The sequence below is a fragment of the Mitsuaria sp. PDC51 genome (assembly GCF_900113225.1).
In the GTDB taxonomy this organism is placed as follows: domain Bacteria; phylum Pseudomonadota; class Gammaproteobacteria; order Burkholderiales; family Burkholderiaceae_C; genus Roseateles.
This window is the reverse complement of sequence record NZ_FOZE01000002.1, coordinates 1604388-1625014: the sequence shown is the minus strand read 5'-3', so window position 1 is coordinate 1625014 and position 20627 is coordinate 1604388. Positions and strand designations below refer to the sequence as shown.

Here is a 20627-nt window from a genome sequence, read left to right as displayed (position 1 = left end):
AACCGCGTTGTCACGGAGTGCCCGCGGGCGCGACCTCCGGCGGATCCGCAGTGCGCCCGCCCAGCGCGTACCAGTCGATGCGCCGCGTCAGCGCCATCACCGCGGCCAGCACCGCGAAGAGCAGGGTCGCGCCGACCAGCAGCGAGGCCGTCTCCAGGCTGAGCAGCACGTACAGCGCGCCGTAGAGCACCGCGACCAGCGCGCCGAAGCCCAGGCCGCGCCAAGCCGCGCCGAGCATCGAAGCCCCGTAGAAAGCCAGCAGCCCGACGGCCGCGCCAGCCGCCAGCGCATAGGAGACCGGGAAGCTCAGGTGCTCCGACAGGCTCAGCAGCAGCAGGAAGAACAGCGTCATCGCCAGGCCGACCAGCAGGTACTGCACCGGATGCACGCGGCGGCCGGACAGCAGCTCCAGCAAGCCGACGCTGACGAAGGTCAGCACGATGAACATCAGGCCGTACTTGATGGCGCGATCGCTCATCACATACGGGTTGACCGGGTCGATCATCGAGAAGGCCAGCGTGTCCGCCACGACCTCGGCGCGGCCGTCCTGCGCGGCGACCCGGGCCGGCGCATACGCGGCGGGGCCGGCATCGGGGTCCCGCGCCACGCCGGGCAGCGCGAAGCCGGCGAGCACGTCGCGCGGCGCGGTCGTGGCGAGCTCGGTGACCTGCCATTGCGCCTCGAAGCCGCTGTCGTCGATCCGCCGGGACATCGGCAGGAAGCGGCCGCCGAAGCTGGGATGCGGCCAGTTCGAGCGCAGCTTCACCTGCGTCGCGGACGCGGCGGGCACGATGCCGAAGTCCGTCATGCCGATCAGCTTGATGGCCACCGTCAAGCTCAGCGGCTGGTCCAGCGCGGAGTCCGGCAGCACGGCATGCAGGCCATGCGGATAGCTGCCGTGGCGGGTGCCCGGGCGCACCGCCAGGGCCTCCGTGCCGCGCTTGAGCGTCACCGCGCGCAGGCCGCGCGCGTCGCTGACGGCGACCATCACGCGCGGGTCCTCGCAGTTCAACCGGCCCTTGTGCTCGGCCACCGGCACCAGCGCGCCGAGCGACGCCCAGCGTGCCTGCAGCGCGACCTCGCCCGCGTAACCGTTCACCTTGAACAGGCCGCGCTGGCGCTGTTCCTGGTTCAGCGTGCCGTCGACGGCCAGTTCGGCCGGCACCGCCGACAGCACGAAGTCGCGCCGCTCGGCGGTGCGTGTCTGGTCCTTGCCGGTCCCACTGACGTTCTCCCACTCCTCGGTGCAGCTGCGCTGCAGCACCGGCCCGAGCAGCACCTGCGGTCCGGCCTGCGCCAGCGCCACGCTGGCCTCGGCGGCGCGCTGGCGCTGCTGGCGCTCGTCGACCAGCCAGCCGATGCGCATCAGCACCATCAGCAACAGCAGCGTCACCCCGCCCAGGATCAGCAGCTTCCACCACAGCGCCTTGCTCTGCATTCGTCCTCTCCTTGCCCGCGGGCCATTTAGGGAAGGCGGCAGTCTCGGCAGGCGGGGTGAGCTTAGGACGAAGTTTGTGTGGCGGCCGTGAAGTGGGGGAAGGAGAGCCGCACGCGCAGGCCCGGCTCGGCCGGCTCGAAGCGCAGGTCGCCGCGGTGCAGGCCGGCGATCTGGCGCACGATCGCCAGGCCCAGGCCGGAGCCCTTGCGCAGGCTGCCCGGTCGCGCCGTCGAGAAGAAGCGCTCGCCCAGCTGCGCGAACGCGGCGGTCGGCACGCCGGGCCCCTGGTCGCGGAGCTCGAAGAACGCGCGGCGGCCGCCCGCCCCGGACGCGGGCTCGATGCCGACCTGCAGCGTCAGCTCCGCGCCGGCGGGCGAGAAGTCGATCGCGTTGACCAGCAGGTTGCTGATGGCGAGCATCAGCATCTCGGCGTCGGCCTGCAGCTCGACCTCGTCGCGGCGCAGCCAGCGCACCGTCAGCGCCTGCTGCGCCAGGCGGTCGTCGAGTTGCGCGAGCACCTCGTCGACCGTGGCCGCCAGCGCCACCGGCCGCGGATGCGCCGGCCCGCGCCGCAACTCCAGCGTCGACAGCGCCAGCAGCCGCTCGACCAGTTCCGTCATGCGCTCGCTCTGCGAGACCACCTGCGCGGCGAAGCGCTGGCGGTCCGGCGCCGGCAGGTCGTCCTGCAGCAGCTCGCCGGCTCCGCGCAGCGCCGCCAGCGGGCTCTTGAGCTCATGCGTGAGCGCGCGCGCCATGTGCTCGAGGCGCTCGCGCCCATCGAGCCGCTCCCGCATCGCGTCCATCGCATGGGCCAGGTCGCCGAGTTCACCGGGCACCTTGGGCGGCGCCTGGCGCTCGCCCATCTGCACTTCCTGGGCGTAGCGGCGCAGGCGCCGCACCGTGACGATCATCCAGGCCGTCACCGCCACGCCCACCGCCAGCGATACGGCCAGCAGCGACAGTCCCGCGATCCAGATGCGGCGCTCGGCGCGGTAGATGATCTGCTGCACCGCGGCGGCCGGCTTGGCGACGGTGACCACGCCGATCGTGCGGCCGTCCAGGCGCACCGGCGCGGCCACGTACATCACCGGGCTGCCCTGCGCGTCCTTGCCGTTGCCCAGGTCGCCGGCGTTGCCGTAGGGGGTCAGCTGTTCCGGCGTCGTCCGGGCGCCGTATTCGCCGCGCAGCGTGCGGGCGACGTCATTCCAGGCCGAGTAGTCCTGCCCGACCGCCGGCGCGGGACTGGTGTCCAGCACCACGCGGCCGGCGGCGTCGGTGACATAGATGCGGAAATCCAGCGTGCGCTTGCGGGCGCTGAGGATGCGGGCGTCCACCGGCCGCTCCGCGTAGTCCTTCACCCGTTGCGCGAAAGCGGTGCCCACCAGGTCGCCGCCGGGCGGCATCGCGGCCAGTTCATCGCGGGCCAGCGCCGCCACCAGGTTGGCGGTGTCCACCATCATGTCTTCCATCACCTCGCGCACGCTGGGCTTGAACTCGCCCAGCACCACGCGCAGCAGGATGAAGGCGCTCAGGCCCGCCACCAGGAAGAAGCCGAGGAACAGCCGCAGGCCCAGGCGCATGCGCCGTCACTCCAGCGAGTAGCCCATGCCGCGGTGCGTGCGGATGGGGTCCAGCTCCGGGCGCACCTGGCGCAGCTTGGCGCGCAGCGTCTTGATGTGGGTGTCGACGGTGCGGTCGCCGCTGTCGGCGTCCAGGCCCCAGACGGCATCGAGCAGGCTCTCGCGGCTGTGGATGCGGCCGGGCGCCTTCAGCAGTCGCAGCAGCAGGCCGAGCTCGCGGCGGGTCAACGGCAGCAGCTCGCCATGGAAACGCACGCGGGAGCCCTCGGCCTCGACGAGGAAACCGGCCACGGCCGGCGCGCTCGGTTCCGCCGGGGCCTGGGCCCGCCGCAGCAGCGCCCGCACCCGCGCCACCAGCTCGCGGTTGCTGAAGGGCTTGGCGAGGTAGTCGTCCGCGCCGAGTTCCAGCCCCAGCACCTTGTCGCTCTCCTCGCTGCGCGCGCTCAGCATCAGCACCGGCAGGCGCCCGAGCGGGCCCTGGCGCAGTTCGCGGCACAGGTCCAGGCCGTTGCCGTCGGGCAGGCCCACATCCAGGATCGCCAGGTCCGGCGGGGTCGTGGCCAGCGCGGCGCGGGCCTCGTGCAGCCAGCCGCAGGCGCGGACGCTGTAGCCCTCGCGTTCCAGCACGAAGCTGACCGTCTGGGCGATGGCGGGGTCGTCCTCCAGCAGCAGGACCTGGCCGGCAAACGGCGCGGGCGGCAGGGTGGGCGAGGACGGGGCGGGCGCGGTCGAACTCATGGGCGCGATCATCGCGGAGCGGCGGACAGTCCGCGAAGGTAACGCAGCCCCTCGGCGGCGCGCGGGCCATACCAGCTGACCAACTCGCCGTCGACGAGGCGCACCCTCGCGTTCGGGCACAGCGCCTGGGCTTCGGCCAGGTGCTGGGCGCCGAACCGGTAGGGCTCGGAACTGAGCAGCAGTTCGTCGACGCCGGCCAGCCAGGGCTCGTCGCCCGTCAGCACCGGATAGCGCGCCGCGCCGCGCTCGCCGCCCTCGACCGGGGGCCAGGTCGACCAGCCCACCTCCGCGAGCATGCAGGAGATATAGGTATCGCGGGCGACCGTCATCCAGGGGTCGCGCCAGATCAGGTAGAGGACGCGCGGCGTCGGCCGCCCCTCGCCGGATGTCCGCAGGGCCAGGCAGGCCGCCAATTCCTCCCGCAGGGCGTCGGCCAGCCGGTTCGCCCGGTCACGGAGATCGGGGACATGCGGGAGCGAACTCGCCCCTGTCGAACTTTCTTCCGAGCCTTGGAGATTTCTGCCGGTGAGTTCAGACCTGACCCTCCAATCGGCGGCAAATACCTCCACCATCTCCACCATCTGGGTGACCAAGGTCAGGTTGTCAGCGGGTGCGCAGGGATGCGTCACCACCACATGGGGGACGAATTCGCGCAGGGCCTGGACCGTCTCGAGCCGGTTTTCATCAACGTTCACGATGACATGGCTGGGGGCCAGCCTCCGCAGCTTGCGGAGATTGACGTCCTTGGTGCCACCGATCTTTGATATTGCTGACACCGCCGGCGCGGGATGAATGCAAAAACCGGTGCGACCGACCACCCAAGGCCCCAGTCCGAGGGCGAACAGCAGTTCGGTCACCGACGGAACCAGCGAGACGATGCGCAGCTCGGGCGTGAGCGGGACGGGTGTGGACGGCGGGCGCTGGAGGGCGATGGGCGTCACCTTGTGCGATCAGGGGGCGGGTTCACCCGCATAGTGGAAAACACCGAGTGCCGGCGGGGGGTCTCGGGAGCCGGTTTTGCCCCGATGTAAAGCCGGGGGCGAGGGATTTCCAGCGCTTCCGACACTGCTCGGGGTTTGCGCGCATAAGCCGAAAAACAACAACCGGCTTGACGCGTTGCGAACCGCCAATCCTGTCACACATAATCGGATCGCCTGAATGCAGCGCCTTCGTATGAGTGGTTCACGATGGGTTGAAGCAGCACATTGGGTTATTTGGTTTTGAAAGGGCTTCCCCCATGGGAAACAAGCTATACGTGGGCAACCTCGCTTACAGCGTGCGAGATGAGTCGCTCCAGGAGGCATTCTCGCAATTCGGCACCGTCATCTCCGCCAAGGTCATGATGGACCGCGAGACCGGCCGTTCCAAGGGCTTCGGCTTCGTGGAAATGTCGACCGACGACGAAGCGCAATCCGCCATCAACGGCATGAACGGTCAGGCCCTGGAAGGCCGCGCGATCGTGGTCAACGTGGCGCGTCCGCGTGAAGACCGTCCGGGCGGCGGCTTCGGTGGCGGCGGCGGCGGTGGTCGCGGCGGCTTCGGTGGCGGCGGCGGCAGCCGTGGCGGCTACGGCGGCGGCGGCGGTGGTGGCGGCGACGGTGGTGGCGGCGGCGGCGGTGGTCGCGGCGGCTACGGCGGTGGCGGCGGCAGCCGTGGCGGCTACGGCGGCGGTGGTGGCGGCGGCGGCTACGGTGGTGGCGGCGGCGGCAGCTACGGCGGCGGTCGCGGCGGCTACTGAGCCACGGCGGGGTTGATCCCCGCCTCGCAATGAACAAGGCGCTCCTCGGAGCGCCTTTTCTTTTGCCCGCATGGCAGAGCATCGCGGGAATCGTCATCGGCGCCACGGCGGCCGACGCGCGTCGGCCCACCCCGGTGGGCGCGAGCGCCCCGAAGGGCGCTGCCGCTCAGCGCTCGCCCTGCCGATGCTTGCGCGGACGCCCCGCCAGCAGCCGGTCGAAGACCGCGCCCGGCAGCAGGCGCATCGCGTGCGCCACGAGCCCCATCTGCCAGGGAATGAAGCGCACCCGGGCGCCGGCCTCGATCGCGGCGTAGGCCTTGCGCGCGAAGTCGTCCGGCTGCATCAGGAAGGGCATGCTGTAGCGGTTCTCGCGCGTCAGCGGCGTATCGACATACCCCGGTGCGATCGTCACGACCTTCACGCCATCGGGCCGGCATTCGCCGCGCAGGCTCTCGCAATAGCTGAACACCGCCGCCTTGCTGGAGCAATACGCCCCGTGCCCCGGCAGTCCCCGGATGCCCGCGACGCTGGCGATGCCCACCAGCGTGCCGCCGCGGCGCTCGCGCATCGGGCCGACGAAGGGATGGAAGGTCGCCGCCAGGCCGATGTTGTTGGTCGCGTAGACGCGCTGCATCACGGCCAGGTCCTCATGGATCGCCGTGTCCATGCCGATGCTGATGCCCGCGTTGGCGATCACCACATCGGGCAGGCCCTGCTCGGCGATGCAGCGGCGGCCGGTGGCGGTGATGGCCTCGATGTCGCTGACGTCGGCGCGGTAGACCCGCCAGCGTGACGGCGCCAGGCCTTGCTGCTCCGCCCAGGCGCTGAGTTCCTCGACGCGGCGCGCGACCAGCGCGAGGTTCCAGCCCTCGCGGTAGTACTGGAGCGCGAGCGCCTGGCCGATGCCGCTCGAGGCACCGGTGATGTAGACGAGTCGATTCATGGCTTGCGTGCGGGCGTCGGCGCCGAGGCCTTGGCGGCCGGTGCCGCGGCGCGCGCGCCAGGTCGGGCGGCGAAGGTGGCGCGGCCACCGCCGCTGAAGCTCAGGCGGCCGGTGAGCTGGTCGTAGACGAAGCTCTTCACCTGCATCTCGCCGCCCATGCCGATGACGCGCGCCGGCAGATGCGAGCGGATCTGCTGCTGCGGGACGAAGGCATGGAGGAACTCGCCATACAGCTCCAGGTCGGGCGGCTGCGACGGATCGCCGTCCGGATAACGCTTGACCTTCACGTCCCCGAGCAGCTGCACCTCGCTGCCATCGCCGTTGGACAGGCCGCGCTGCGCGTCGGCGACCAGCAGTTCGCCCTGCTTGCCGTAGGCGCGCAGCTGCGGCGCGTCGATCTCCAGCGTGTCGTTGTCGGGGTAATGCCGCATCTCGGTGCCGATGATGCGCCCGGTCAACCGGCCGTCGCTGCTGAAGCGCTCGACCTCGAAGCCGTTCATCCGGTAGTCGGGCTCGTGCTTGGGCGCGGCCTTCTCGCGCGGCGTCTCCAGCTGCGGCGTGTTCTTGATCAGCCACCAGGTGAAGCCGGCCAGCATCGCCATCAGCAGCAGCGGCACGTAGCTGGCCAGCATCGACTGCAGGCGCCACAGCAAGGGCTGGACGCGGCGCCGCGGCGAGGTCGGCGGCGGAGCGAGCGCCGCCATCAGTGGCCGCTCCCGTCCAGGGTCTCGAGGTGGCCGTGCAGCAGCCGCGCGTACTGGCCCGCGGCCATCAGCAGCAGGTCGCAGAACTCACGGGCGGCGCCGTGGCCGCCGGCGGCGGTGGTGACGTGATGCGCGGCCGCCTTGACCTCGGCATGCGCCTGGGCCGGCGCGCAGGCGAAACCGGCGCGCACCATCAGCGGCAAGTCGGGCCAGTCGTCCCCGATCACCGCCACCTGCTCCCAGCGCAGGCCGAGCTGGTCGAGCAGCGGCTGCGCGGCGGCCAGCTTGTTCTTGGCGCCATAAACGGCGTGCGGCAGGCCGAGGTCGGCGACCCGCCGCCGCACCGCCGGCGAATCGCGGCCGGTGATGACGATCGGCACGATGCCGCCCTGCGCGAGCAGCTTCATCCCGTGGCCGTCCAGCGTCGCGAAGGCCTTGAACTCCTCGCCCTGCGCGCTGAGGTAGATGCGGCCGTCGGTCAGCACGCCGTCGACGTCGAAGATCGCGGCCCGCAGGCCGAGCGCCGGGCCCTGCGCCTTGAGCAGCAGTTCCGGCGGAAAGGCCAGCGCGGGCTGGAGCTCGCGCACGACCGGCGCGTCCGCGTCCGCGGGAGTCGGGGAGGAAGCGCTCATCAGATCACCTTCGCGCGCATCAGGTCGTTGATGCTGATCGCGCCGACCAGGCGCTGTTCGTCGTCCACGGCCAGCACCAGCGTGATGCGGGCCTGCTCCATCAGGTCGGCCGCGTCGACGGCCAGCGCGTCGGCGGCCACGGTGCGCGGATTCGGATGCATGACCTGGCCGGCCGTCAGGCCGCGCAGGTCGCCGCCGCGCTCGATCAGCCGGCGCAGGTCGCCGTCGGTGAAGATGCCGCCGGCCTTGCCGTCGGCGCCGACCAGCACCGCGCAGCCCAGGCCCTTGTCGGACATCACCCGCATCATGTCGAGCAGCGGCAGCTCGGCATTCACGCGCGGCAGCGCGTCGCCGCCACGCATCAGGTCGCGCACATGGGTCAGCAGGCGCCGGCCGAGCGAGCCCCCCGGATGGGAGCGGGCGAAGTCCTCGGCGCGGAACCCGCGCGCATCCAGCAGCGCCACAGCCAGCGCGTCGCCCAGCGCGATCTGCGCGGTGGTGCTGGCGGTCGGCGCGAGGTTCAGCGGGCAGGCCTCCTGCGCCACGCGCGAGTCGATCACGAAGTCCGCATGCTTGGCCAGCGACGACGACAGCCCGCCGGTCATGCCGATCAGCGTCACGCCCTGGCGCTTGAGCACCGGGATGATGGCGTTGAGCTCGTCGCTTTCGCCGGAATTCGACAGCGCCAGCACGATGTCGCCGGGCGTGACCATGCCGAGGTCGCCATGGCTGGCCTCGCCGGGATGGACGAAGAACGCCGGCGTGCCGGTGGAGGCCAGGGTGGCGGCGATCTTGCGGCCGACGTGGCCGCTCTTGCCCATGCCCATCACGACGACGCGACCGGAGCAATCCAGGATCTTGCGGACCACCTGTTCGAACGATTCGCCCAGGCGGGGACCAAGCGCGAGCAGTGCGTCCGCCTCGACTTGCAAGGCCGCGCGGGCCACGTCGAGCGCGCGGGAATGGGTGAGGGCGGCGTGGGTCGTCATAAGGGCGAAAGTGTAGCCGCCGGGGTCGATTCAGTCCGGCGCCGGCCCCAGTCTGAGCGCCACGCCGAAGCCCGCTTCCATGGCCGGCAGCCGCAGGTCGCCGCCGTGGGCGCGGGCCACCAGGTCGGCCATCATGAGGCCCAGGCCCATGCGCCCCTCGTACTGCTGCCGCTCCAGCGCGTCGTTGAGGTCCACGCGCTGCCAGTCGGCCACGCCCTCGCCGTTGTCGGTGAGCTCCAGCGTCATCCCCCCGTCCAGCTGGGCCTTCAGGCGCAGCCGCACCTGCGAGGCCCCGTGACGCCAGGCGTTGTCGATCAGGTTGATCAGCGCGGCGGCGAGCAGGTCCGGATCGGCGTCGATGCCGGCCTCCGGCGGCAGGTCCAGCACCAGGCCGTCGGGCAGGGGCAGGAGCTGCATCAGCTCGACCAGGTCCAGGCGCTGCCAGCGCAGGCTCATGCCGGTGCGGAACAGCGTCAGCAGCGCGGTCACCACGCGGCGCAGCCGGTCGCCCGCCTCGCGGGTGCGCTGCAGCCGGGCGCGCGACTCGGGCGGCGCCTCGCGCAGCGCCATCGCGAGCTGGGCGTCCATGCCCGCGAGCGGCGTGCGTAGCGCATGCGCCGCATGCGCGCTGAAGGCGCGCTCGTTGGCGACGCGCTGGGCCAGGCGCTGGCCCAGGTCGAGCACCGCGGCGCGGATCTCCGCCAGCTCGCTGCGCGGCTGCTCCGGCAGCAGTTGCCGGGTGTCGAGCGGGTCGTAGCCGCCCAGCGCGGCGGACAACTCGCCCAGCGGCGCGAGCTCGGCGCGTGCGCGCCGGTTCATCCACACCATGCACAGCCCGCCGACCAGCAGCGCGGACAAGGCGCTGGCCAGCCCGACGCGGCTGCGCACCTCCTTCCGCTCGGCGCTGGTCTGCGCCACCATCAGCCAGCCGGGGCCGGCCGCCGTCGGCAGCGGGCGCACGTGCACGCGCCAGTCGTCGCCATCGCTGCCGTCGTCCTGCCAGTCGCTGAAGCCCGGCGGCAGCTTCCAGGCCTTGATCGGCGCGAGCGGCGAGCGATGCAGCAAGGCGCCGTCCGGCGCCACCAGCTGCCAGGCGAAATGGGTGCTGAGGTCGTCGTTGTCGGCGATCTGGGCCGGCATGGCCTGGCTCTGGCGCAGCAGCTGGCCCAGCACCTGCGAGGACGCCTGCAGCGTCTCGTCGAGCAGCTCGTCGACCTCCTCCTGCACGACCAGCCAGACGCTCACCCCGGCCAGCACCGCCCAGAACGCCGAGATCAGCAGCAGCTGGCGCGCCAGGCGGCCGGCGATGGACGGGCGGCGCGGCCCCGGCGTGCCGCTCACGGCGCCTCCGGGCCGAGCCGGTAGCCCAGGCCGCGGACGGTCTCGATGAGTTCGCGGCCGAGCTTGCGGCGCAGGCTCGACACATGGACCTCCAGCGCGTTGCTCAGCACCTCCGCGTCGTCGCCCAGCACCTGCAGCTCCAGGTCGCGCTTCGGATAGAGCCGGCCGCCGCGCTGCACCAGCGCCTCCAGCACGGCCCACTCGCGCGCGGTGAGCTCGACCGGCTGCCCGTCGCGCGTGGCCCGCTTGGCGGCCAGGTCCAGCACCACGTCGCCATGGCGGCGCTGCGAGCTGCTCGCGCCCGCGTGGCGGCGGCTGACGGCGCGCAAGCGGGCCGCCAGCTCCTCGGGCGCGAAGGGCTTGACCAGGTAGTCGTCGGCGCCGCTGTCCAGGCCTTGCAGCCGGTCGGCGAGCAGGTCGCGCGCGGTCAGCATCAGCGCCGGGATCGACACGCCGCGCTGGCGCAGGCCACGCAGCCAGTCCAGGCCGGAGCCGTCCGGGAGCTGCCAGTCGACCAGCAGCGCATCGAAGTCCTCATGCTGGCGCGGCAGCAGTTCGGCCAGGCGGCGGGCCCAGGTCACGGCATGGCCTTCGTCGCGCAGGAAATCGCGCAGAGCCTCGCCGAGCAATTCGTCGTCTTCGAGCAGCAGGAGTCGCATGGGCGTGCGGCGGGCAGCCGCGGGAAAGGGGGCCGTCGGGCCGAAAACGATACCAGCGGCCACCGGTCGGTCCGGCCGCGGCGCGCACTGTGCGGACTGTCGCAGAACTTCAGCCGGCCTTCAGCTTGGCTTCAGTCGAACTTCAGGGCGGCGGTGCCCACTGCGAGGCCGTGAACACGCCTCCCCTCTCCCCCCTGCCGCTGGGCGCCGGATCGGCGTCGGCGCCCGTCCTGTCCCCTGTCGGCGCGCTGCGCCTGCCGGACCTGCGCCGCGGCTGGCTGGTCGCGCTGGCGGGGCTCACTGCGCTGCTGCTCTGGGATGCGGCCGGCTGGGACCTGGCCGTGGTGCGGCTCTTCGCCGATGCGCACGGCTTCGCGCTGCGCGACCACTGGCTCACCTCGGGCCTGCTGCACCAGGGCGGGCGCTGGGTGGCGACCGGCCTGGCGGTCGTGTTGCTGATCAACGCGCTGCGACCCCTGTGGCCGGGACTGACGCGCCGCGAGCGCTGGGGCGCCGTCGCGCTGACAGCGGTCAGCCTGGTGCTGATTCCGCTGATGAAGCAGGGCAGCAACACCAGCTGCCCGTGGGACCTGGCCGAATTCGGCGGCGTCGCGCATTACGTGTCGCACTGGCGCTTTGGCGTCGGCGACGGCGGACCGGGGCACTGCTTCCCATCGGGTCATGCGAGTTCCGCCTTCGCCTTCTTCAGCCTCTTCTTCATGCTGCGCCGCGCCTATCCGCGGCAGGCGCGGATCGCACTGGGCGCGGTGCTCGTGATGGGCACGCTGTACGGCCTGGCGCAGATGGCGCGCGGCGCGCATTACCCCAGCCACACGATGTGGACCGCCTGGATCTGCTGGACGCTCGCGGTCGCTGCCGCGCCGGCGCTGCGAGCCCGCGACGCCGACGCGGGTACATGAGGGATTCATCGACCTGACGGCCCTGGCCTCCCAGAATCGGCGCTCCCTCAACCGACTCTGGAGAGATGCGATGGGCAAGAAGCTGCTGCTGCTGGCGGGCGACTACGTCGAGGACTACGAGTTGATGGTGCCGTTCCAGGCGCTGCAGGCGGTGGGACACCGGGTCGATGCCGTCTGTCCGGGAAAGAAGGCCGGCGATTTCGTGCTCACGGCCATCCACGACTTCGAGGGCGCGCAGACCTACTCGGAGAAGCCGGGTCACCGCTTCACGCTGAACGCCAGCTTCGACGCGATCAAGCCGCAGGACTACGACGGACTGGTGATTCCGGGTGGCCGGGCTCCCGAGTACCTGCGCACGATGCCTGGCGTCCTGCCGCTCGTGCAGCACTTCTCCCAGGCCGACAAGCCGATCGCCGCGATCTGTCATGGCGCGCAACTGCTGGCCGCCGCCGGCATCATCCGTGGCCGCAAGGTATCGGCCTACCCCGCGTGCGCCGCGGAAGTGGAACTGGCTGGCGCCAGCTACGCCGACATCCCGGTCGACCAGGCGGTGACCGACGGCAAGCTGGTCACGGCGCCTGCCTGGCCCGCGCACCCCGCCTGGATCGCACAGTTCCTGCAGGTGCTCGGCACGAAGATCAGCCACTGACCTCCTCCCCCAAAGTCCCCGCTCGCAAAACCGTCGAAGGACGGAGGTGATGGGGGACGGCAGGGCGTGGGGTTTTGGCGCTCGCCGCCAAGGCCCCATGCCCTGGCGGCCAACGCCCCGGCCTGCGCATGAACTCCACCTGCGCCCTCCGCCGACCCATGAAAAATGGGCCCACATGGGGCCCATCCACTCCGTAACCGCGAGAAACCCGCGGCTGTGGATCAGGGATACAGACCACGCTCTTCACGGGCCTGCAGCACGCGCGTGCAAGCGACCGTGAACGCCGCCGTCCGCAGCGGGATCTTGTGCTGCTCGGCCGTGTCCCAGATGCCCTTGAACGCGCCGACCAGGATCTTGTCCAGGCGGACGTTGATCTCGTCCTCGGTCCAGAAGAACGACGAGAAGTCCTGCACCCACTCGAAGTAGGAAACGGTCACGCCGCCCGCGTTGGCGATCACGTCGGGGACGACGATGATGCCGCGGTCCGCCAGCACGGCGTCGCCGTCGGGCGTGGTCGGGCCGTTGGCGCCTTCCAGCACCAGGCGGGTCTGGACGCGCTTGGCGCGCTCGCCCGACAGCTGGCCTTCCAGCGCGGCGGGGATCAGCACGTCGGACTTCACGTCCCAGAAGTTCTCGTTGTCGATGCGGTCCGCGCCCTTGAAGCCGGCGACGCCGCCGGTGTGGCCGACGTGCTCCAGCAGCGAGGCCATGTCCATGCCGCTGTCGTTCTGGATGGTGCCGGTGTGGTCTTGCACGGCCACGACGATCGCGCCGTTGGCGGCGAACATCTTGGCGGCCACCGAGCCCACGTTGCCGAAGCCCTGCACCGCGACGCGGGCGCCTTCCATGTTGATGTTCAGGCGGCGCATCGCTTCGCGGCCGACGACGAACACGCCGCGGCCGGTGGCGGCCACGCGGCCCAGCGAGCCACCCAGCGGGATCGGCTTGCCGGTGACGACGCCGGTGGCGGTGGCGCCGACGTTCATCGAGTAGGTGTCCATCATCCAGGCCATGATCTGGCCGTTGGTGTTGACGTCAGGCGCGGGGATGTCCTGGGTCGGGCCGATGATGATGCCGATCTCGCTGGTGTAGCGGCGGGTGACCTTTTCCAGTTCCTTCAGCGACAGCGTCTTGGGGTCCAGGCGGATGCCGCCCTTGGCGCCGCCGTAGGGCAGGTTCACCGCGGCGTTCTTGACCGTCATCCAGGCCGACAGCGCCATCACTTCTTCCAGCGTGACGTCCGGGTGGTAGCGCACGCCGCCCTTGCCGGGACCGCGAGTCAGCGAGTGCTGGACGCGGTAGCCCTCGTAGTGGGCGATGGTGCCGTTGTCGAGTTCGATGGGGATGTCCACGATCAGCGCGCGCTTGGGGCGGCGCAGCGTTTCCACCCAGCGGGCCAGCTTGCCCAGGTAGGGCTCGACGGCGTCGATCTGGGACAGGTAGGTGCCCCAGGGACTGTTGCGCGTGGGGGAAACGAAACTCAGGTTGGGCATGAAATGCTCCGTAACTTTTCGGTGGCGCGAACGGTACCCCGAAGCCCTGCGCGTCCGCCACGTCCGGCAAAGCCGAGTACACATGCGGGCATGCGCCCGATGCATAAGGCGGGTAGTTTGCGCCTGACGCGTGACCAAAGCCAGCCCCGTCCCGCAGCGGCGGACCGCGCGTCGCGACCCGCGCCCGCTTGGCTGGGGCGCCGCTCGCCGGCCCTATGGCGAGGCCTGTCCTTGCTGCATCCGGGGCCGCCTGGGGCCGGGGGGCCAGTACCATCGCCGCCATGCTTTCCGCGCTGGACCTGACCCTCATCTACCTGATCGCCGCCGTGCTGGGCGTCGTGGTGTGCCGCTCGCTGAAGCTGCCGCCGATCCTGGGCTACCTGGTGGTGGGCGTGCTGATCGGTCCGAACGCGCTGGCGCTGGCCAGCGACGTCCCCGGCGTGCAGCACCTGGCCGAGTTCGGCGTGGTGTTCCTGATGTTCGCGATCGGCCTGGAGTTCAACCTGCCCAAGCTGCACAGCATGCGCGCGATGGTGTTCGGGCTGGGGCTGCTGCAGGTGGTGGTGACGATCGGCGGCACCATGGCGGGCAACCTCTTCCTGCGCTGGTTCTTCGGCCTGATGGGCTGGCCCTGGGACCTGGGCTGGCAGGGCTCGCTGGTGCTCGGGTCCGCGATGGCGATGAGTTCCACCGCCATCGTCGTGAAGCTGATGGCCGAGCGGCTGGAGCTCGAGAGCGAGCATGGCCGGCGCGTGATCGGCGTGCTGCTGTTCCAGGATCTGGCCGTGGTGCCGCTGCTGGTGCTGATCCCGGCGCTGGGCGGCAGCGGCACGCAGATGATCGAGTCGCTGGGCTGGGCGGCGCTGAAGGCGACGCTGCTGCTGGTGCTGCTGCTGACCGGCGGCCAGCACCTGATGCGCCGCTGGCTGACGCTGGTGGCGCGGCGCAAGAGCCAGGAGCTCTTCATGCTCAACCTGCTGCTGGTGACGCTGGGTCTGGCCTGGCTGACCGAGCATGCGGGGCTGTCGCTGGCGCTGGGTGCGTTCGTCGCCGGCATGCTGATCGCGGAGACCGAATACAAGCACCAGGTGGAGCTGGACATCCGGCCCTTCCACGACGTGCTGCTGGGGCTGTTCTTCATCACCATCGGCATGCGGCTGGACTGGCAGACGCTGGTCTTCCAGTGGCCGCTGGTCATCATCCTGACCCTGGTGCCGACGACCGCGAAGTTCGTGCTCGTGGCGGGGCTGGCGAAGCTGTTCCGCGCGCCGACCGGCGTGGCGCTGCGCACCGGCCTGTACCTGGCGCAGGCGGGGGAATTCGGCTTCGTGCTGCTGACGCTGGGCGCGCAGCACAACCTGATCGCGGCGCAATGGGTCAGCCCGGTGCTGGCGGCGATGGTGCTGTCGATGCTGATGACGCCGCTGATCATCGAGCACAGCAACCGCATCGTGATGAAGCTGTCGGCCAGCGACTGGCTGCTGCAGTCGGTGCAGCTGACGACGATCGCGAAGAAGTCGATCAAGACCGATGCCCACGTGATCATCTGCGGCTACGGCCGCAGCGGGCAGAACCTGGCGACGCTGCTGGAGGCGGAGCACATCCCCTACATGGCGCTGGACCTGGATCCGGACCGGGTGCGGCAGGCCGCGGCGGCCGGCAAGAGCGTGGTGTTCGGCGACGCGGCGCGTCTGCCCAGCCTCATCGCCGCGGGCCTGACGCGCGCGAGCGCCGTCGTCATCTCGTACCACGACACGCCGTCGGCGCTGAAGGTGCTGCACGAGGTGCGCGGGCACGCGCCGCATGTGCCGGTGGTGGTCCGGACGATCGACGATACCGACCTGGAGAAGCTGCGCGCCGCCGGCGCCACCGAGGTGGTGCCGGAAGCGATCGAAGGGTCGCTGATGCTGGCCAGCCATGCGCTGGCGCTGGTCGGCGTGCCGATGCGGCGCGTGCTGCGCATCGCGCGCGATGCGCGGGACCGGCGCTATGGGCTGCTGCGCGGCTACTTCCACGGGGCGGACGACGACACCTCGGAGGAACGCGATCAGGCGCGGCTGCAGTCGATCAGCTTGCCGATGGCGAGCGCGCTGGAAGGCCGCACGCTCGGGGAGCTCGGGCTGGCGGGATGGGGCGTCAGCGTGCTGTCGGTGCGCCGCCCCAACGGCGCGGTGAAGGACGCGAGCGACGACCTGGTGCTGCAGGGCGGGGACACGCTGGTCATCTCCGGCACGCCCGAGGCGCTCGCGCGCGCCGAGCACGGGTTGCTGGTCGGCTGACGCCGCCCCTGCGGGATCTGCCACTCCCAGAACTCCCTCGGCGAGGGACTCATTCAGTTCAATTTCGCAACGCGAGCTGCCGTTCGCCCACGGCTTCCGACATCACGGCCGGCATCAGCAGTCTCGAGCCCTCGCGGCTGAGGTGGCCCTGGTCGCGGTAGAGCGGCACGCCGTCGCGCTCGACCTGGCAGCTCGTGCCGTCGCACAGCAGCGGCTCGAAGCGCAGCACCGGCAGCCGCGCCTCCGCCTTCGCGAGCGCCTCGATGAACGCATGCTCGGAGGCGCGCCGCTGCTCGTCGTCCTTCACATCGATCACGCAGCCCGGCGTGGCGCCGATCATCCAGCGACGCGCCTGCCGGCGTTCCAGGCAGCCCGCGATGTCGAACGGAGCGGAAGGCGGCGGCGCCACCACCATCACCCGCTTGCCCATCGCCCTCAGACGCTTCACCGTCTCGGCCATGTCCGCCAGCAGGGCCTCTCTCATCGCCCGCTCGCCGCGCACCCGTCCGTCGTCCGACGCATCGCCGCGCGTGCGCTGCAACTCGTACTTCGACGCATCCAGGTACTGCGTGAGCAAGCTGGACAGCACCACGGTCTCGATTTCCGGATGCCGCGCCAGCCAGCGCAGCACCGATGCGTTGAAGGCCTGACACTGCTCGATCCACGGTGAAGCGAAGCTGTTGCCGCGGCCCAGTCCCGGTCGCACCGGCGTCAGCCCGGGGAACGGGCCGCAGGAGGACTTCGTCGCCTGCGCCAACCCCTGGTCGCTGGCCACGCGGACCAACCCCGGCACCAGGTGCATCGCGTAGGAATCGCCCCAGACCATCCAGCGCGCGCCCGGCCGCGTGCGGCAGTCCTCGCGGCCGTCGAAGGGCTCCTCGGCATCGCAGTTGGCAGACAGGCCGTAGTTGGGCTTGCGCAGCTCGACGAAGTCGATCGCCCCCGGCGCCGGCTTGTGCAGCGCCAGCCCGATGCCTCCCAGCGCCAGCGCCGCCGTGCCGCTGCCCAGGATCCAGGCCCCGCGAGGCCCGGTCAGCGCCGCCTTGGCCGGCCGTTCGACGCCACGGTGCAGCAGCCACGCCAGCGGGAACGACAGCAGCACCGCGCCGATGCGCCAGGCCATCAGCGCCTGCGGATCGGCTTTCAACCCGACCCAGGCGTTGTGCAGGATCGCGATCAGCGGCCAGTGCACGAGGTACAGCGCATACGACCAGTCGCCGATGCGGATCAGCGGCGCCGCGACGCGCGGCCAGCGCTGGGGCTCGCGCAGCAGCAGGACCAGGGTCGCCAGGCCGACGACCAGCGCCGCCGGCCCCGGGTGCGCGGTGCCGAAGAACTGCGGCGCCGCGGGGACGACAAGCAGCAGCGCCCATGACGGCAGCGTCAGCGTCCTCAGGACGCGCTGACAGCGCAGGGCGCGCGCGTCGGCCGTGTCGGCCAAGGACCTCGCCGTCGCCGTTGCTGTCGCCATCGACGCCGACACGGACGTCATCAGCGCGCCGATCGATCCCAGGCCCAGTTCCCAGGCCCGCGTGGGCAGCAGGTAGAACGCACCGCCGGCGTCGATCGGCTGCCACCACACCAGCAGCGCCAGGCTGCCGAGCGTCACCGCGATGGCCGTCGCCGTCCGCAGCCGCGCGGGGCTGAAGACCAGCAGCGCGGGCAGCACCAGGTAGTACTGCTCCTCCAGCGCCAGCGACCAGAAGTGCAGCAGCGGCTTGAGGTCGCTGGCGCCCTCGAAGTAGCCGGTCTGCTTCCACAGCACGAGGTTGTTGGCGAAGCCCAGCGCGCCCAGCAACTGGCCGACGAAGTCGATCTGCTCGCGGCGGTTGAGCGCCCACGGCGCGACGAGCAGCGTCGCGCCGAGCACCACGTAGGCCGCCGGCAGCAGACGCCGCGCGCGCCGGCCGTAGAAGGCGCGGAAGGAGAAGTCGCCGCGCCGCAGCGCGCGCTGGATCAGGCCGGTGATCAGGTAGCCGGAGATGACGAAGAAGATGTCGACACCGAGGTAGCCGCCCGACGCGCCGGGGACCTGCGCGTGATAGAGCAGCACCCACAGCACGGCGACCGCGCGCAGTACCTGGATGTCGTCGCGCAGCGGTGGCTCGCCGGCCGCGTGCGGGCTCGGCGGGCGATGAGGGGGGAGCGGAGCGGGGCTTGTCACCAAGGCGTCAGGACGGAGGCGGGGAACGAAAGCGGCACGGGCGCGCCGCTGCACGGCACGGCACGGCACGGCACGGCACGGCACGGCACGGCACGGCACGGCACGGCACGGCACGGCACGGCACGGCGGCGAATTGTGGCCCGGTCCGCGGGCCTGCCGCCTGCGTGACAGTGCGGCCTGCGTCGTTGCGCCACACTGCCGCCCATGTTGGACACCCAGCCCCGCAGCCCGCAACGCCGCCGCGTCTACCTGATGCGGCATGGCGCGGTGACCTACTTCGATGGCACGACCGGGCGCCCGGTGCTGCCCGAGCAGGTGCGTCTGAACGACGACGGCATCGCGCAGGCGCAGGCCGCCGGCGAGGCGTTCCGCGCGGCTGGCGTGCGATTCGATCGCGTGATCGTGTCGGGTCTGCCGCGCACCGTCGAGACCGCCGACCTGGTGCTGCGCCACGCCGGCCAGGGCGAGCTCTCGCCGCAGGTCTGGCCCGAGTGGCAGGAGATCCGCGGCGGCCGCCTCGGCGATATCCCCACCGATGAACTCGCGCGCACCTTCACCGGCCTGCAGCGCAGCCCGGTCCCGGAATCGCAGCGCTTCCTCAACGGCGAGAGCGTCGGCGAGCTGCTCGACCGCGTGCTGGGCGGCGTCGCCCGCCTGCAGGCCGATCCCGACTGGGACTGTGCGCTGCTGGTGCTGCACGGCGTCGTCAACGCCGCGATCCTGTCGCATGCGGTCACCGGCGGCCAGCGCCTGATGCTCGGCAGCTGGGTCCAGTCGCCGGCGTGCATCAACGTGCTGGACGTCGCGCCGCCGACCGGCGACGCGCCCGGCGACTGGCTGCTGCGCGTCTGCAACTTCGCACCCTCGCATCCGCTGCATGCGGACGAACGGTCCACCACGATGGAGGCGCTGTACGCGCAGTACCTCCGCTATCGCGGCCAGCGCGGCTGACGCGCGCTGCGCCGACCCGCCGCGCGCCTCACGGCCTCACGAACGCATCAAGAACGCATCAAGAACGCCTCACCGGGAGACTCCTCCATGAACTTCGACTACAGCCCCAAGGTTGAACAGCTGCGCGACCGCCTGCTGGCGTTCTTCGACCAGCACATCTATCCCAACGAGCATCGCTACCACGCCGAGATCGAGGCCAACCGCCGCGCCGGCAACGCCTGGATCCCGACGAAGGTGATCGAGGAGCTCAAGCCCAAGGCGCGCGCCGCCGGGCTGTGGAACCTGTTCCTGCCGCGCTCGGCGCGCGCGCCGGAAGGGCTGTCCAACCTCGAGTACGCGCCGCTGTGCGAGATCATGGGCCGCGTGTACTGGGCGCCGGAGGTCTTCAACTGCTCCGCGCCCGACACCGGCAACATGGAGACGCTGGAGCGCTACGCCAGCGAAGCGCTCAAGGACCGCTGGCTGGAGCCGCTGCTGCGCGGCGAGATCCGCTCCGCCTTCCTGATGACCGAGCCCGACGTGGCCTCGTCGGACGCGACCAACATCCAGTGCCGCATCGAACGGGACGGCGACGAGTACGTCATCAACGGGACGAAGTGGTGGTCGTCGGGCGCCGGCGATCCGCGCTGCGCGCTCTACATCGTGATGGGCAAGACCAACCCGGACGCCGGCCGCCACGAGCAGCAGTCCATGGTGCTGGTGCCGGCGAACACGCCCGGCATCACGGTCAAGCGCCATCTCAGCGTCTTCGGCTACGACGACGCGCCGCACGGCCACATGGAGATCGAGCTCAAGAACGTGCGGGTGCCGGTGGAGAACATCCTGCTGGGCGAGGGCCGCGGCTTCGAGATCGCGCAGGGGCGCCTGGGCCCGGGACGGATCCACCACTGCATGCGCTCGATCGGCGCGGCGGAGCGGGCGCTGGAGCTGATGTGCAAGCGGGCGATCTCCCGGGTCGCCTTCGGCAAGACGATCGCGCAGCAGACGGTGACGCAGGAGCGCATCGCCGAGGCGCGCTGCAGCATCGAGCAGGCGCGGCTGCTGACGCTGAAGGCAGCCTACATGATGGACACCGTCGGCAACAAGGTCGCCAAGGCCGAGATCGCGATGATCAAGATCGTGGCGCCGACGATGGCGCTGAAGGTGATCGACTGGGCGATGCAGGTCCACGGCGGCATGGGCGTCAGCGACGACACCCCGCTGGCCTACATGTGGGCGGGACAGCGCACGCTGCGCTTCGCGGACGGCCCGGACGAGGTGCACCGCAACTCGCTGGCCAAGCTGGAACTGGCGCGCCACATGAGCCTGCCGAACGCGGGCGACATGCCGGTCACCCGCGGCGGCTGACCCGTCCCCGTACACCGTCGCTCACAAAGCGTGGCACCCCACCAACGAGGGGACGTCGCCCG

The 20627-nt window shown here is 71.2% G+C and carries 18 protein-coding genes; 6 read left to right on the top strand and 12 right to left on the bottom strand.

Going from position 1 to position 20627, the window contains the following annotated elements; translation table 11 throughout:
• Positions 1-10 precede the first annotated feature (10 nt).
• From creD to BM393_RS18580, 4 genes are all read right to left on the bottom strand, one after another.
• On the bottom strand, positions 11-1438 hold the full coding sequence (creD, locus tag BM393_RS18595; protein ID WP_091729970.1) for a cell envelope integrity protein CreD: 1428 nt from the start codon (positions 1436-1438) through the stop codon (positions 11-13).
• A gap of 62 nt (positions 1439-1500) precedes the next feature.
• Positions 1501-3018, bottom strand: a complete 1518-nt coding sequence (creC, locus tag BM393_RS18590) for a two-component system sensor histidine kinase CreC (protein WP_091729966.1) — start codon at positions 3016-3018, stop codon at positions 1501-1503.
• A 6-nt stretch (positions 3019-3024) separates the two neighbouring features.
• On the bottom strand, positions 3025-3756 hold the full coding sequence (creB, locus tag BM393_RS18585) for a two-component system response regulator CreB (protein ID WP_091731831.1): 732 nt from the start codon (positions 3754-3756) through the stop codon (positions 3025-3027).
• Positions 3757-3764: 8 nt separating this feature from the next.
• Positions 3765-4697 (bottom strand): helical backbone metal receptor, encoded by a 933-nt coding sequence (locus BM393_RS18580; RefSeq protein WP_254783494.1) that lies wholly within the window; start codon positions 4695-4697, stop codon positions 3765-3767.
• A gap of 296 nt (positions 4698-4993) precedes the next feature.
• Here BM393_RS18580 and BM393_RS18575 point away from each other — a divergent pair, with 296 nt between their 5' ends.
• Positions 4994-5494, top strand: a complete 501-nt coding sequence (locus tag BM393_RS18575) for an RNA-binding protein (protein WP_091729962.1) — start codon at positions 4994-4996, stop codon at positions 5492-5494.
• 166 nt (positions 5495-5660) lie between these two features.
• Here BM393_RS18575 and BM393_RS18570 read toward each other — a convergent pair whose 3' ends face one another.
• From BM393_RS18570 to BM393_RS18545, 6 genes are read right to left on the bottom strand one after another with little or no spacing between them, the layout of a single operon-like run.
• Positions 5661-6437: an SDR family oxidoreductase gene (locus BM393_RS18570; protein ID WP_091729957.1), complete on the bottom strand. Its 777-nt coding sequence runs from the start codon at positions 6435-6437 to the stop codon at positions 5661-5663.
• Positions 6434-7141, bottom strand: coding sequence for an LPS export ABC transporter periplasmic protein LptC (gene lptC / locus BM393_RS18565; RefSeq protein WP_091729953.1), 708 nt, complete (start codon positions 7139-7141; stop codon positions 6434-6436). Before lptC ends, BM393_RS18570 begins: the two co-directional genes overlap by 4 nt.
• The gene (locus tag BM393_RS18560; protein WP_091729948.1) at positions 7141-7773 is read right to left on the bottom strand and encodes an HAD family hydrolase; all 633 of its coding nucleotides are present in this window, start codon (positions 7771-7773) and stop codon (positions 7141-7143) included. The genes lptC and BM393_RS18560 overlap by 1 nt, the downstream gene beginning before the upstream one ends.
• Positions 7773-8762, bottom strand: a complete 990-nt coding sequence (locus BM393_RS18555) for an SIS domain-containing protein (RefSeq protein WP_091729944.1) — start codon at positions 8760-8762, stop codon at positions 7773-7775. The genes BM393_RS18560 and BM393_RS18555 overlap by 1 nt, the downstream gene beginning before the upstream one ends.
• A gap of 30 nt (positions 8763-8792) precedes the next feature.
• Entirely contained in the window at positions 8793-10103 is a 1311-nt protein-coding gene (locus BM393_RS18550; RefSeq protein ID WP_254783493.1) for an ATP-binding protein, read from the bottom strand.
• Complete coding sequence (locus BM393_RS18545; RefSeq protein ID WP_091729941.1) at positions 10100-10762, bottom strand: response regulator transcription factor; 663 nt, start codon at positions 10760-10762, stop codon at positions 10100-10102. Before BM393_RS18545 ends, BM393_RS18550 begins: the two co-directional genes overlap by 4 nt.
• Before the next feature lie 170 nt (positions 10763-10932).
• Between BM393_RS18545 and BM393_RS18540 the strand changes: the two genes are divergently transcribed.
• Complete coding sequence (locus BM393_RS18540; RefSeq protein WP_254783492.1) at positions 10933-11682, top strand: phosphatase PAP2 family protein; 750 nt, start codon at positions 10933-10935, stop codon at positions 11680-11682.
• 70 nt (positions 11683-11752) lie between these two features.
• A complete protein-coding gene (locus BM393_RS18535) occupies positions 11753-12331 on the top strand; it encodes a DJ-1/PfpI family protein (protein ID WP_091729937.1) in 579 nt (192 codons plus the stop codon).
• 221 nt (positions 12332-12552) lie between these two features.
• Here the strand turns inward: BM393_RS18535 and BM393_RS18530 are convergent, their stop codons facing one another.
• Positions 12553-13824 carry a Glu/Leu/Phe/Val dehydrogenase gene (locus BM393_RS18530; RefSeq protein WP_091729933.1) on the bottom strand — a complete coding sequence of 424 codons (1272 nt, stop codon included), beginning with the start codon at positions 13822-13824 and terminating at the stop codon, positions 12553-12555.
• A 281-nt stretch (positions 13825-14105) separates the two neighbouring features.
• Here BM393_RS18530 and BM393_RS18525 point away from each other — a divergent pair, with 281 nt between their 5' ends.
• Positions 14106-16103: a monovalent cation:proton antiporter family protein gene (locus BM393_RS18525; RefSeq protein WP_091729928.1), complete on the top strand. Its 1998-nt coding sequence runs from the start codon at positions 14106-14108 to the stop codon at positions 16101-16103.
• Positions 16104-16161: 58 nt separating this feature from the next.
• Here BM393_RS18525 and BM393_RS18520 read toward each other — a convergent pair whose 3' ends face one another.
• Positions 16162-18267: an acyltransferase family protein gene (locus tag BM393_RS18520; protein ID WP_175538408.1), complete on the bottom strand. Its 2106-nt coding sequence runs from the start codon at positions 18265-18267 to the stop codon at positions 16162-16164.
• A 204-nt stretch (positions 18268-18471) separates the two neighbouring features.
• Between BM393_RS18520 and BM393_RS18515 the strand changes: the two genes are divergently transcribed.
• Complete coding sequence (locus tag BM393_RS18515) at positions 18472-19218, top strand: histidine phosphatase family protein (RefSeq protein WP_091729921.1); 747 nt, start codon at positions 18472-18474, stop codon at positions 19216-19218.
• An 87-nt stretch (positions 19219-19305) separates the two neighbouring features.
• Positions 19306-20565, top strand: a complete 1260-nt coding sequence (locus BM393_RS18510) for an acyl-CoA dehydrogenase family protein (RefSeq protein WP_091729918.1) — start codon at positions 19306-19308, stop codon at positions 20563-20565.
• The last annotated feature ends 62 nt before the right edge of the window (positions 20566-20627 follow it).

Coding starts and splice junctions, on each gene's coding strand:
- BM393_RS18570 (WP_091729957.1), bottom strand. CDS start 6,437: ATGAATCGACTCGTCTACATCACCGGTGCCTCGAGCGGCATCGGCCAG.
- BM393_RS18545 (WP_091729941.1), bottom strand. CDS start 10,762: ATGCGACTCCTGCTGCTCGAAGACGACGAATTGCTCGGCGAGGCTCTG.
- BM393_RS18555 (WP_091729944.1), bottom strand. CDS start 8,762: ATGACGACCCACGCCGCCCTCACCCATTCCCGCGCGCTCGACGTGGCC.
- BM393_RS18575 (WP_091729962.1), top strand. CDS start 4,994: ATGGGAAACAAGCTATACGTGGGCAACCTCGCTTACAGCGTGCGAGAT.
- creD (WP_091729970.1), bottom strand. CDS start 1,438: ATGCAGAGCAAGGCGCTGTGGTGGAAGCTGCTGATCCTGGGCGGGGTG.
- BM393_RS18560 (WP_091729948.1), bottom strand. CDS start 7,773: ATGAGCGCTTCCTCCCCGACTCCCGCGGACGCGGACGCGCCGGTCGTG.
- creC (WP_091729966.1), bottom strand. CDS start 3,018: ATGCGCCTGGGCCTGCGGCTGTTCCTCGGCTTCTTCCTGGTGGCGGGC.
- BM393_RS18515 (WP_091729921.1), top strand. CDS start 18,472: ATGTTGGACACCCAGCCCCGCAGCCCGCAACGCCGCCGCGTCTACCTG.
- BM393_RS18530 (WP_091729933.1), bottom strand. CDS start 13,824: ATGCCCAACCTGAGTTTCGTTTCCCCCACGCGCAACAGTCCCTGGGGC.
- BM393_RS18535 (WP_091729937.1), top strand. CDS start 11,753: ATGGGCAAGAAGCTGCTGCTGCTGGCGGGCGACTACGTCGAGGACTAC.
- creB (WP_091731831.1), bottom strand. CDS start 3,756: ATGAGTTCGACCGCGCCCGCCCCGTCCTCGCCCACCCTGCCGCCCGCG.
- lptC (WP_091729953.1), bottom strand. CDS start 7,141: ATGGCGGCGCTCGCTCCGCCGCCGACCTCGCCGCGGCGCCGCGTCCAG.
- BM393_RS18510 (WP_091729918.1), top strand. CDS start 19,306: ATGAACTTCGACTACAGCCCCAAGGTTGAACAGCTGCGCGACCGCCTG.
- BM393_RS18525 (WP_091729928.1), top strand. CDS start 14,106: ATGCTTTCCGCGCTGGACCTGACCCTCATCTACCTGATCGCCGCCGTG.